Origin of the sequence: Hornefia butyriciproducens (genome assembly GCF_009695915.1) — a bacterium.
In the GTDB taxonomy this organism is placed as follows: Bacteria; Bacillota; Clostridia; order Peptostreptococcales; family Anaerovoracaceae; genus Aminicella; species Aminicella butyriciproducens.
In genome coordinates, this window is sequence record NZ_VUMZ01000006.1 from 42917 (window position 1) to 55790 (window position 12874).

The 12874-nt window shown below is 52.6% G+C and carries 11 protein-coding genes; all 11 read left to right on the forward strand.

Features of this window, described 5'->3' with window-relative positions:
- Window positions 1-12 precede the first annotated feature (12 nt).
- Complete coding sequence (locus FYJ64_RS07240) at window positions 13-258, forward strand: IreB family regulatory phosphoprotein (protein ID WP_075711898.1); 246 nt, start codon at window positions 13-15, stop codon at window positions 256-258.
- Window positions 259-357: 99 nt separating this feature from the next.
- On the forward strand, window positions 358-795 hold the full coding sequence (gene ruvX, locus FYJ64_RS07245; protein WP_154574515.1) for a Holliday junction resolvase RuvX: 438 nt from the start codon (window positions 358-360) through the stop codon (window positions 793-795).
- 165 nt (window positions 796-960) lie between these two features.
- Window positions 961-1455, forward strand: coding sequence for a 5-(carboxyamino)imidazole ribonucleotide mutase (gene purE, locus FYJ64_RS07250; protein ID WP_154574516.1), 495 nt, complete (start codon window positions 961-963; stop codon window positions 1453-1455).
- Between the two features lie 9 nt (window positions 1456-1464).
- Window positions 1465-2895: an amidophosphoribosyltransferase gene (purF, locus tag FYJ64_RS07255; protein WP_154574517.1), complete on the forward strand. Its 1431-nt coding sequence runs from the start codon at window positions 1465-1467 to the stop codon at window positions 2893-2895.
- Between the two features lie 15 nt (window positions 2896-2910).
- Window positions 2911-3951 carry a phosphoribosylformylglycinamidine cyclo-ligase gene (purM, locus tag FYJ64_RS07260; protein WP_154574518.1) on the forward strand — a complete coding sequence of 347 codons (1041 nt, stop codon included), beginning with the start codon at window positions 2911-2913 and terminating at the stop codon, window positions 3949-3951.
- Window positions 3945-4535 (forward strand): phosphoribosylglycinamide formyltransferase, encoded by a 591-nt coding sequence (gene purN, locus FYJ64_RS07265; RefSeq protein ID WP_154574519.1) that lies wholly within the window; start codon window positions 3945-3947, stop codon window positions 4533-4535. Before purM ends, purN begins: the two co-directional genes overlap by 7 nt.
- Window positions 4535-5257 (forward strand): IMP cyclohydrolase, encoded by a 723-nt coding sequence (locus FYJ64_RS07270; RefSeq protein WP_154574520.1) that lies wholly within the window; start codon window positions 4535-4537, stop codon window positions 5255-5257. The genes purN and FYJ64_RS07270 overlap by 1 nt, the downstream gene beginning before the upstream one ends.
- Window positions 5254-6438, forward strand: coding sequence for a phosphoribosylaminoimidazolecarboxamide formyltransferase (locus tag FYJ64_RS07275; protein WP_154574521.1), 1185 nt, complete (start codon window positions 5254-5256; stop codon window positions 6436-6438). Before FYJ64_RS07270 ends, FYJ64_RS07275 begins: the two co-directional genes overlap by 4 nt.
- A 17-nt stretch (window positions 6439-6455) precedes the next feature.
- On the forward strand, window positions 6456-7727 hold the full coding sequence (gene purD, locus FYJ64_RS07280) for a phosphoribosylamine--glycine ligase (RefSeq protein WP_154574522.1): 1272 nt from the start codon (window positions 6456-6458) through the stop codon (window positions 7725-7727).
- On the forward strand, window positions 7727-11434 hold the full coding sequence (locus FYJ64_RS07285) for a phosphoribosylformylglycinamidine synthase (protein WP_154574523.1): 3708 nt from the start codon (window positions 7727-7729) through the stop codon (window positions 11432-11434). Before purD ends, FYJ64_RS07285 begins: the two co-directional genes overlap by 1 nt.
- Before the next feature lie 125 nt (window positions 11435-11559).
- Entirely contained in the window at window positions 11560-12858 is a 1299-nt protein-coding gene (locus FYJ64_RS07290; RefSeq protein ID WP_154574524.1) for a phenylacetate--CoA ligase family protein, read from the forward strand.
- Window positions 12859-12874: the final 16 nt, after the last annotated feature.

A 12874-nucleotide genomic window follows, 5' to 3' on the forward strand; every position in this document is an offset into this window, starting at 1 on the left:
GAGGCCTTGTAAATGGACAAGAAGACTATAATGTTTGACGCTGCTAAGACACAACAGAGAACGACCAAGGAGGTTCTGGAGTCTGTATATGACGCTCTGGAAGAGAGAGGTTATAACGGAATCGACCAGATGGTAGGCTATATTCTGTCCGGGGATCCTTCCTATATCACAAGCCACAACAATGCGAGGCTGATGATCAGCAGAATTGATCGCGATGATCTTCTGGAGGAGATCCTGAAGGAATATCTGAAGAAATAGATCTGCTAAGAACGGGAGCGGGTATTTTCACTCGCTCTTTTTAATTATGAGAAGAAATATGAACAGGGCAAAGTGATCTGAAAGGATAATGATAAGCTGATGAGAAAAATAGGACTTGATGTGGGGGACAGAACAATCGGTGTTGCTGTCAGCGATCCGCTGGGAATTACCGCGCAGGGCATTACAACAATTGAACGTGTCGGAATCCGAAAAGACTCCGGCAAAGTACTGGATTATGTCAGAGAGTATGAATGCGACGTAATCGTGATGGGTCTGCCGCTGTCTATGAACGGAGAAGACAGCAGTCAGACAGAGAAAGTTCGTGATTTCCGCAGAATGCTGGAGAACAAAATGCGAAGCACCGGCATGAAGGGAATTGAAATCGTATGGCAGGACGAACGGCTGACGACCGTACAGGCAGAAAAGGTCATGATTGCAGCCGATGTCAGTCGGAGCAAGAGAAAAAAAGTTATCGATAAGCAGGCGGCGGTGATAATACTTCAGTCGTATCTTGATTCCCATTATAGCGAACTATAATTGGGAATATCTATAAAAATATTCGTATTTTAACGGAAAAAGATGGGAGAAATCCGCAGAAGTGTGCATTTTTACGGTTTTTTACGGAACGAATATTGAAGATAAAAAATATCTATGGTAAAGTTAAACACGGATACTTTTGTATTTTTTGGAGGTACAGAATCAATGAAAAAAATCGGAATCATCATGGGAAGCGACAGCGATCTCCCGGTCGTGGAGAAGGCGATCGAGACGCTCCGGGAACTGGACGTCCCTTACGAAGTACATGTGTTTTCAGCCCACAGGACGCCGGATGAGGCGAAGGAATTCGCCGTGTCTGCCCGCGACCGGGGCTTTGGTGCCATCATCGCGGCTGCCGGAAAGGCAGCTCATCTCGCAGGTGCGCTCGCCGCGAACACCACTCTGCCGGTTATCGGAATCCCGGTAAAATCTTCAACCCTGGACGGATTGGACGCGCTCCTGTCCACTGTGCAGATGCCGGGCGGAATCCCGGTTGCAACCGTTGCAATCGACGGCGCGAAGAACGCAGGGCTGCTGGCCGCTCAGATGCTGGCCATCACCGACGAGGAGCTCGCCGGACGTCTGAGCGCTCAGAGAAAAGAAGCCGCGGCAAAGGTTCTCGGAAAAAACAAGACCATCGAAGAGAAATTCAATCAGTAGGAGTGAAAAATGAGCAGCTTACAGGAAGAATGCGGAGTTTTTGGAATCTTTGGGACGCAGACGCAGGACGTCGCACATACCGCCTATTACGGTCTGTTCGCGCTCCAGCATCGCGGCCAGGAAAGCTGCGGTATTGTTGTGAATGATGACGGAGTCTTTACCGATCATCGAGACTCAGGACTCGTGAACGATGTGTTCACCCCGCAGACGCTCGAGAATCTTGGACAGGGGCAGATGGCAGTCGGACATGTCCGCTATTCCACAACAGGTGGAAATGAGCGGCTGAACTCACAGCCTATCGTCGTAAATCACCATAAAGGAAGAATGGCGCTGGCTCATAACGGAAACCTGGTCAATTCCTTTGAGCTTCGGACTGAACTGGAGCTTCAGGGGTCGATTTTTCACACCACCAGCGACACAGAGGTCATCTCGTATATTATCACAAAGGAACGGATCCGCAGCGGCTCAATCGAGGAAGCCGTGAACAAGGCCATTGACAAACTGGAGGGGGCGTTTTCTCTGGTTATCATGTCGCCCGCCAAACTCATCGCTGTTCGCGATGAAAACGGGTTTCGCCCGCTATGCTACGGTGTCAGAGACGACGGAACATATATAGTCGCTTCCGAAACATGTGCACTGGACGCGGTGGGCGCCAGATACGTCCGGGACATCGATCCGGGAGAAATCCTTGTATTCAGCCGGGAAGGCATTCAGTCTATCCGGGATCACTGTGATAAAGCGCCGCACAAGATCTGTATTTTCGAATATCTGTACTTCGCGCGGCCGGATTCCGTAATTGAAGGGAAAAGTGTTCATGCGGCGAGAGTTGCCGCGGGAACCTGCCTCGCAATGGAATACCCCATTCAGGCGGATGTGGTAATCGGAGTGCCTGATTCCGGTCTCGATGCGGCTCTGGGTTATTCCAGACAGACCGGAATTCCATATGGAATCGGCTTTATCAAGAACAAATATATTGCCCGCACATTTATCGCGCCGGGGCAGAAGGCGCGAGAGGACAAGGTTCGGATCAAGCTCAACGTGATCTCGGAAACCGTCCGCGGCAAACGTGTAGTTCTCGTGGACGACTCCATCGTCCGCGGCACGACCTGTGCGCGGATCGTGAAGCTTCTGCGGGAAGCCGGTGCCACAGAAGTGCATATGATGTCTTCTGCACCGGCCTTTACAAATCCCTGCTACTACGGGACCGATATCGACTCACGCGAGAATCTCATCGCCTGCCGCTATTCGGTCGATGAAATCGCGGACGTCATTGGGGCCGACAGCGTCGGTTTCCTCAACATCGATCACCTGAATCTTCTGATCGGTACAGCTCCCGGAGAAGGGTTCTGCGACGGATGCTTCAGCGGCAGATATGCGACGGCGATTCCGTCAGACGGGGATAAAAATCGTTTTGAGAGAAAGATCAGCAGCAGAGAATAATTTCAGGAGGAGAAGATGAGCAAGAGTTTCAGTGAAAGCTACAAAGAAGCAGGTGTTGACATCACCGCCGGATACAAATCCGTCGAGCTGATGAAGCAGCACATCAAACGGACCATGGCATTCGGCGACACCTCTGATCTGGGGGGCTTCGGCGGTCTGTTTCATCTGGATATGAACGGTATCAGCGACCCGGTCCTGGTCAGCGGGACAGACGGCGTCGGCACCAAGCTCCGGCTCGCGTTCCTGATGGATCGTCATGACACTGTGGGAATCGACTGCGTCGCCATGTGCGTCAACGACATTATCTGTGTGGGGGCAAAGCCTTTGTTCTTCCTTGATTACATCGCCTGCGGAAAAAACTACCCGGAAAAAATTGCCCGGATTGTCAGCGGTGTGGCAGAGGGATGCGTCCAGTCGGAATCCGCGCTTATCGGCGGAGAAACCGCGGAAATGCCGGGATTCTATCCGGAGGATGAATACGATCTTGCCGGTTTCGCTGTAGGAGTTGTGGATCGGTCCAAGGTCCTGGACAAGACGAAAATCAAGGCGGGAGACGTTCTTATCGGACTGCCGTCCTCGGGAATTCATTCCAACGGCTTTTCTCTTGTCCGCAAGGTCTTCGATGTGGAGCATACGGATCTGAACCGGACCTTCGGGGAGCTTGACGGAAAGACTCTCGGGGAGGCGCTCCTTACTCCGACAAAGATCTATGTCAAATCTATGCTTGCGCTGTTTGATGCGGTTGACGTAAAGTCCGCCGCGCACATCACCGGCGGAGGATTCTATGAAAACATTCCCCGCAGCCTTCCGGAAGGCGTCGGTGTACGGATCCGCAGAAGCGACGTCCGTGTTCTGCCGATCTTCGATCTTCTGGCAAAGGAAGGAAACATTCCGGAACGGGATATGTTTAACACCTACAACATGGGCGTCGGGATGACCTGCGTCGTCGCTGAAAAAGATGCGGATCAGGCTTTGTCCGTCCTGAAGGCTTCCGGCGAAGATGCCTATATTCTCGGGGAAGTCGTGAACTCGGAGGAAAGTGTGGTTATATGTTAGCGAACAAAACCAGAATCTGCGTGATGGTTTCCGGCGGCGGCACCAATCTGCAGGCGCTTATCGATGCCGAGAAAAGCGGAATCCTCCGGAGCGGAGAAATCGTTCTGGTCGCGTCCGGGAATCCTGATGCTTACGCTCTGACGAGAGCCCGGCGAAATGGAATCGAGACTTTCGTAACGGAGGACGAGCAGACTCTGCTGAAGGAACTGAAGCGCCGGGGGATTCAACTGATTGTTCTGGCAGGTTTCCTGAAGATTCTGAGTCCGGAATTTATCGGAGCCTTCCGTGACCGGATCATCAATGTCCACCCATCTCTGATTCCGTCCTTCTGCGGTCGGGGCTGTTACGGTCTACATGTCCATGAAAAGGCTCTGGATTACGGCGTCAAGGTGACCGGCGCAACGGTTCATTTTGTCAATGAAATCCCCGACGGAGGAAAAATCATAGCGCAGAAGGCAGTGAATGTCGAAGATGGAGATACACCTGAGACTCTGCAGCGGCGAGTCATGGAGCAGGCAGAATGGATCCTGCTTCCGAAGGCGACGGAGGATATTTCTCTGGAAATACAGAAAGGAATTCGATAATGAATGTATATGAATCGAGGCCGATACGCGAATACATTGAGGGAAATCCTTATGTGGGACGCGGAATCGCTGTCGGAATGACCGGCGACGGGAAAACCGCCGTGACGGCATATTTCATCATGGGACGTTCTGAGAACAGCCGAAACCGTATTTTTGTGGAAGAAGGAGAGGATCTGATGATCCGTCCCTTTGATGTATCCAAAGTGGAGGATCCGTCGCTGATCATCTATTATCCTGTCCGCCTGGTCGGACAGAAACTGATTGTGACTAACGGCGATCAGACAGACACGATCCGCGATTTCCTTCAGGAGGGGGGATCCTTTGAGGAGGCGCTGCGTACCAGAGCATTCGAGCCGGACGGCCCCAACTGGACGCCGCGGATCTCCGGACTCCTCTGTTTCGAAGACGGTTTCCGGTACAAAATGAGCATTCTGAAGAGCGCTGATGCGGCGGGCAGTGCCTGCAGTCGGTACTTCTTTGAATATCCCGGCATTCCGGGGCAGGGTCATTTCCTTCACACATATATGACGGATGGGAGTCCGATCCCCACCTTCTGCGGAGAGCCGGAACGGATTACTGTACCGGAGGACATCGACGCCTTCGCCGAAGAGATCTGGACCAATCTGAATGAGGATAACAAAATTTCGCTCTATGTGCGGTATACCGATATCGCGACAGGCGCGGCAGTCAGCCGCATGATCAACAAATGGGAGGAAAAATGAAAGAATTTCAATTGAAATACGGATGCAATCCAAACCAGAAGCCCGCCAGAATCTATATGGAGAACGGCGGCGATCTTCCTGTAACGATTCTGAACGGGCGGCCGGGATATATCAACTTTCTGGACGCCTTCAACAGCTGGCAGCTGGTGCATGAGATTCACACGAGCCTGGGAATGCCGGCGGCAGCCTCCTTCAAGCATGTCAGTCCGACCTCTGCGGCAGTGGGAGTTCCCATGAGCGATACGCTGAAGAAGGCCTGTTTTGTTGACGACATCGAAGGGCTGGATGACTCGCCGATCGCCACGGCCTACGCAAGAGCCCGCGGCACGGACAGAATGTCCTCCTACGGTGATTTTGTCGCGCTCAGCGATATCTGCGACCGGACGACTGCGGAAATTCTCAGGCGTGAGGTCTCCGACGGCATCATCGCGCCGGGATATAGCGACGAGGCTCTGGAGATTCTGAAATCAAAGAAAAAAGGAAATTACAACATCATCCAGATCGATGCGGATTATGAACCGGCAGAAACGGAGCGCAAACAGGTCTTCGGCGTAACTTTTGAGCAGGGCAGAAACAATTACACAGTCTCGAAGGATGATTTCACCGAAATCGTGACCCGAAACAGGGATCTGAGCGAGGAAGCGAAGCGCGACATGGTCATCGCACTGATCACACTGAAATATACCCAGTCCAATTCCGTCTGCTATGTGCAGGACGGTCAGGCCATCGGCGTCGGCGCCGGTCAGCAGTCCCGCATTCACTGCACGAGGCTGGCAGGAAACAAGGCTGATTTCTGGCATCTGCGTCAGTCTGAGAAAGTCATTGGTCTTCCGTTCCGAAAGGAGATTTCCCGCCCGGTCCGTGACAACACCATTGATGTTTATCTCGGTGATGAATACGAGGATGTTCTGCGAGACGGCGTATGGGAAACGCTGTTCACAGAAAAACCTCAGCCGTTCACGAGAGAAGAACAGAAGTCTTACCTCAGTGCCATCCGCGGAGTGACACTAGGCAGCGACGCATTCTTCCCGTTCGGAGACAACATCGAACGTGCCCGCAAAAGCGGAGTCAGTTACGTAGTGCAGCCGGGCGGCTCCATCCGGGACGACAATGTGATCGAAACCTGCGACAAATATGATATGGTCATGGTATTCACCGGCATGAGACTGTTCCATCACTGATACGAGGAGGTTGTGCGATGAAAGTAATGGTTGTTGGCGGCGGAGGAAGAGAGCACGCCATCATAAAGAAAATAAAGGAAAGCCCGAAGGTCGACGAAATTTACGCACTTCCGGGAAACGGAGGAATCGCAGAAGACGCTACATGCGTCGGCGTCGGCGCGGAGGATCTTCCCGGCATCGTGAAATTTGCAACAGAGAATGCAATCGATTTCGCCATCGTTGCGCCGGATGACCCTCTGGTCATGGGATGCGTCGATCTGCTGCAGGCCGAAGGAATCCCGTGTTTCGGGCCGAACAGAGACGCGGCGATCATCGAGGGCAGCAAGGCTTTCGCCAAGGATCTGATGAAGAAATACGGTATACCGACCGCCCAGTACGAAATCTTCACGGAGATGGCCGACGCTCTGCATTACATTGAAGACTGCAGAATTCCGGTTGTAGTCAAAGCGGACGGTCTGGCGAAGGGGAAGGGCGTTATCATTGCGGAGACCCGTGAAGACGCCGGACAGGCGGTTCGTGAAATGATGGAGGACAAGGTGTTCGGTGAAAGCGGAAGCCGCGTCGTAATCGAAGAGTTTCTGGAAGGTCCGGAAGTGTCGGTACTCAGTTTTACTGACGGGAAAACGCTGATCCCCATGGTTTCCTCCATGGATCACAAACGCGCGCTGGACGGAGATAAAGGGCTGAACACCGGCGGTATGGGGACGGTAGCACCCAATCCATATTATACGGAGGAAATCGCACGGCAGTGCGAGGAAGAAATCTTCCTCCCCACCATGATCGCAATGAACAAAGAAGGACGCAGTTTTTCCGGCTGTCTCTATTTCGGGCTGATGCTCACTGAGGACGGCCCGAAGGTCATCGAATACAACTGCCGTTTCGGTGACCCTGAAACACAGGTGGTTCTGCCGCTGCTGGACAGTGACCTCTTCGAGATCATGCTCCATGTCGCGGATGGCACGCTGGCTGACGCAGATGTGTCCTTTGCGGAAGATGCCGCCTGCTGTGTCGTCATGGCATCCAAGGGATATCCGAAATCTTATGAGAAGGGCTTTCCCATCGAAATTCCTTCTGATGTCACGAATGTATATATCGCCGGTGCCGAACGAGATGCAGACGGAACACTTCGTTCCAGCGGCGGCCGCGTTCTGGGCGTAACGGAGCGGGGAGAAAATCTCCGGGAAGCCATTGACAGAACTTACGCATCGGTCAGAAAGATTCGGTTCGATAACGGCTTCTGCCGCAGAGACATCGGTCAGAGAGCATTGAACGCACTGGAGGGGAAATAATGGTTTATCGAATTTATGTTGAAAAGAAGAAGCGTTTTGCCAGCGAGGCGGAATCTCTGCGCAGAGAGATCACCGGTCTCCTTCAAATCGACGGACTGAAGGATGTGCGCGTCGTAAACCGGTATGACGTTGAAAATCTGTCAAAAGACCTGTTTGAGGATGCGGTCCACACGGTGTTCTCCGAGCCGCAGGTAGATGATGTCAGCGAAGGTCTGCGTGTTGGAGACGGAGACAAAGTCTTTGCCGTGGAATACCTTCCCGGTCAGTTCGACCAGAGGGCTGATTCCGCTGCGGAATGCATACAGCTGATTTCAAAGGGGGAACGTCCCCAGGTCCGTTCCGCCAGAGTCTATATCCTGACCGGCGATCTCACTGATGCAGACGTTGAAGCCGTAAAGAAATATGTCATCAATCCGGTAGAGGCCAGAGAAGCCTCGCTGGAGGAATTCAAGACATTGAAGATGGAATACGAAATTCCCACCCGGGTGGAGACTATCCGCGGTTTTAACGCAATGGACGAAGACGCGCTGCGGAGGTTTCTGGAGGAGCGTGGACTTGCAATGGACCTGGCGGATCTGAAGTTCTGCCAGGAATACTTCAAATCCGAGAACAGAGAGCCGACCATCACCGAGATCCGCGTCATCGATACCTACTGGTCCGATCACTGCCGTCACACGACCTTTAATACGACTGTCGATCATGTGACCTTCGAGGATCCGGAAATCCAGAAAACTTATGAGGACTATCTCGCGACCCGGGAAGAACTTGGGAGAAAGAAACCTGTAAATCTGATGGATATCGGAACCCTGGCGGCTAAATATTTGAAGTCACGCGGCATGATGGATAAACTTGACGAATCTGAAGAAATCAATGCCTGTACCGTCAAAATCGATGTGGAAGCAGAAGGGCGTACGGAAAAATGGCTGCTTCTCTTCAAGAACGAGACCCACAATCATCCGACGGAAATTGAACCTTTCGGCGGCGCGGCCACCTGCATCGGCGGCGCAATCCGCGACCCTCTTTCGGGGAGAAGCTATGTCTATGCGGCGATGCGCGTCACCGGCGCAGCAGATCCCCTCAAACCGGTTTCTGAGACTCTACCGGGCAAGCTGCCCCAGCGTAAGCTGGTTACGACGGCCGCTGACGGCTACAGCTCCTATGGAAATCAGATCGGTCTAGCAACCGGGCAGGTCGATGAAATCTATCATCCCGGATATGTTGCCAAAAGAATGGAGGTAGGTGCTGTCATCGCTGCGGCTCCTGCAGAGAATGTGCGGAGGGAACGCCCCGTCGACAGTGATGTCGTGATTCTGCTGGGAGGACGAACCGGACGCGACGGCTGCGGCGGTGCAACAGGTTCCTCCAAGAAGCACACGCTTCAGTCTCTGGAAACCTGCGGCGCAGAGGTTCAGAAGGGGAACGCTCCGGAGGAGCGAAAACTCCAGAGACTCTTCCGCAATCCGGAAGCAAGCCGGATGATCAAACGCTGCAATGACTTCGGTGCAGGCGGCGTTTCTGTCGCCATAGGCGAGCTGGCAGACGGTCTTGAAATCGATCTGAACCGGGTGCCGAAGAAATACGACGGACTTGACGGTACAGAACTTGCGATCTCAGAATCTCAGGAACGAATGGCCGTCGTCGTGGCAGAACAGGATGCAGACCGCTTTATCGAGCTGTCCCATCAGGAAAATCTGGAAGCCACCAGAGTTGCGGTTGTCAAAGACGAACCTTATCTGCGCGAGTACTGGAACGGGGAAGCGATCGTGAACATTTCCAGAGCGTTCCTAGACACAAACGGTGCGGAAAAGCATATCGATATCGATATTCCTTTGCATAGCGATTTCGCGAAGAAGACCGGATCGGATTTTGTACAGGAATACAAGGCGCTTGCTGAAGATCTTAACGTCTGCTCCAAGCGCGGACTTTCCGAGGAATTCGACTCCACAATAGGCGCGGGAACTGTGCTGATGCCCTTCGGCGGGAAATATCAGCGCACGCCTATTCAGGCCATGGTCAATCTGATTTCTATGGAAAAAAAGCATACCGATACCTGTTCCATCATGTCATGGGGATTCAATCCTGATATTTCCAGCGCGAGTCCGTATCACGGCGCATACCTTGCGGTCGTGGAATCCGTATCAAAGCTGATTGCAACAGGAGCGACATATAAGGACGTCTACCTCTCTTTCCAGGAGTACTTTGAAAAACCGGGCAGTGAAGGGAAGCGCTGGGGGAAACCCATGGCCGCCGTTCTGGGTGCATTCCGTGCGCAGAAAGAGCTCGGCGTGGCCGCCATCGGAGGAAAAGATTCCATGAGCGGAACATTTGAAGATATTGATGTTCCGCCGACACTGATCTCATTTGCGGTCACTACAGATAAGACAGAAAGAATCGTTTCGCCGGAATTCAAGAGTACAGACGATAAAATTATTATGTTAACTCCGGAATATGACGACAACGGTCTGCCCACCGGAGAATCACTGAAAGCTCTGTATCGAACAGTGGGACAGCTCATGGATACCGGCATCGTTAAAGCGGCCTGCACGCCCGTATACGGCGGTGTTGCTGAAGCAATCATGAAAATGTCCATGGGCAACCGGATTGGCTTTGAATATGCCGACTCTCTGACCATGGAGGATCTCTTCGGTTATCACTATGGATCCTTCCTGCTGGAAATTGACGGCGGCGAGGTCTCCGTGGAAGACGCCAATATCTTCGAGATTGGCAGAACGATTGCGGAGCCTGTGATACGGAAGGGTACGGAAAGCCTCGGATTCGACGAGCTGTTTGGTGCTTACGAAGCCAAGCTTGAGCCTGTCTACAAATGCAACATTACGCCGGAGACAAACCGTCTGGAAACTTTCACATCTGAGCGCAAGGAAAATCTCCATGCGGCGGTAGGCTCCGCGTCTCCCCGGATTCTGATTCCGGTATTCCCGGGAACCAATTGCGAGTACGATTCCGCAAAAGCCTGCCGCGACGCAGGAGCCGACCCGGATATCTTTGTGATCAACAACCTGACCGCAGATGCAGTCGCCTCATCAGTGGAAGAATTTGCGAACAGAATCCGCCGCTCTCAGGTCATCTTCATCCCGGGAGGATTCTCAGGCGGAGATGAGCCGGACGGTTCCGGAAAATTCATCACCGCATTCTTCCGGAACGCGGAAATCAAGGAAGCGGTCACAGAACTTCTGGAGAAAAGGGACGGCCTGATGCTGGGGATCTGCAACGGTTTCCAGGCGCTGATCAAGCTGGGGCTGGTTCCATACGGAAAAATCGTGGACACCGACGAAAACAGTGCGACGCTGACATTCAATGAAATCCGGCGTCACCAGTCCAAGATCGTCCGCGTCCGTGTGGCTTCCGATAAATCGCCCTGGATGAAAAACGTCAGCACCGGAGAAATCTACAATGTACCGATTTCCCATGGCGAAGGCAGATTTATCGCGCCGGAGGATCTGATCAGGCAACTGGCTGACAACGGACAGATCCTGACTCAGTACGTAGATCTGGATGGGAATGTAACATCGGACATTCAGTACAATCCAAACGGCTCCTATTATGCCATAGAAGGTATCACTTCGCCGGACGGCAGAGTGGTCGGAAAGATGGGACACGCGGAAAGAATCGGCAGAAACCTCTATAAAAACGTGCCGGGCAGTTACGACATGAAAATGTTCCGCTCCGCAGTTGAATACTTTAAATAATGCCGGCTCATTGAGTCCATGTCGAACTTAACGAGTGCCGCTGACCGACTGCCGTCAGCAGCGCCGCGGCACACAATGAAAACGGATACTCAGTAACAGATACACAGGAAAGGAAAATCACGCGAATGGAAAATTATTATCAGCCGGATATCGAAACCGCGTCGCGGGATCAGATGACCGCATTGCAGAATAAGCGTCTTGTCGACACGGTGAAACGCGTTTATGAAAATGTGGAATATTACAGGAAGAAAATGCAGGAAACCGGTGTAGAACCGGGAGACATCCATGGGATTGAGGATCTTCACAAGCTCCCGTTTCTGACCAAGGACGATCTGAGGGAATGCTATCCCTATGGTCTGATGGCGCGTCCGGTTCGGGACAGCGTCCGCATTCAGTCCACAAGCGGCACTACAGGGAGACGAGTCGTCGCCTTTTATACTCAGCATGACATTGATGTCTGGGAAGACTGCTGTGCCCGTGCGATTGTCGCTGCAGGAGGAACAAAAGACGATGTCTGCCATGTTTCCTACGGTTTCGGACTGTTCACCGGAGGGGCGGGACTCAACGGCGGAAGCCATAAAGTCGGGTGCCTGACGCTTCCCATGTCCTCCGGAAACACAGACCGTCAGATTCAGTTCATGACAGATCTCGGTTCCACGATTCTCTGCTGCACGCCTTCTTACGCAGCTTATCTGGCTGAGTCCATCAACGAACGCGGTCTGCGGGATCAGATCCATCTGAAGGCCGGCATTTTCGGCGCAGAAGCGTGGAGTGAGGAAATGCGTCGCGACATCGAAAGCAGTCTCGGTATTAAAGCCTATGACATCTACGGCCTGACTGAAATTTCCGGCCCGGGAGTTTCCTTTGAATGCAGTGAACAATCGGGAATGCATGTCAATGAGGATAATTTCATTCCGGAAATCATTGACCCGAAAACGGGAAAGGTTCTTCCGGACGGAGAAAAGGGTGAACTGGTTTTCACCTGCATCAACAAAGATGCGTTCCCTCTGATCCGTTACAGAACAAAGGATATTACGGTTCTCAGTCATGAGAAATGCTCCTGCGGCAGGACTCTGGCCAAAATGTCGCGTCTGATGGGCAGAACCGACGACATGTTGATCGTCAAGGGAGTCAATGTCTTCCCGAGCCAGATTGAGACCGTTCTGATGAACGAAGGCTATCCGGCAAACTATCTGATTATCGTCACGCGGGAGAACAACAGCGACAGGCTGGAACTGCAGGTGGAGATGACGCCGGAAATGTTCTCAGACTCCATGTCCGAAATGGAAGGACGCGAGAAACGGCTGATCGGTGCACTGAAATCCATGCTCGGCATCTACGTTGATGTCAGGCTGGTGGCCCCGAAAACGATAACCAGAAGCGAAGGAAAAGCGAAGCGCGTCATTGACAAGCGTCACATTTAATGAAAGGCGGTATGAA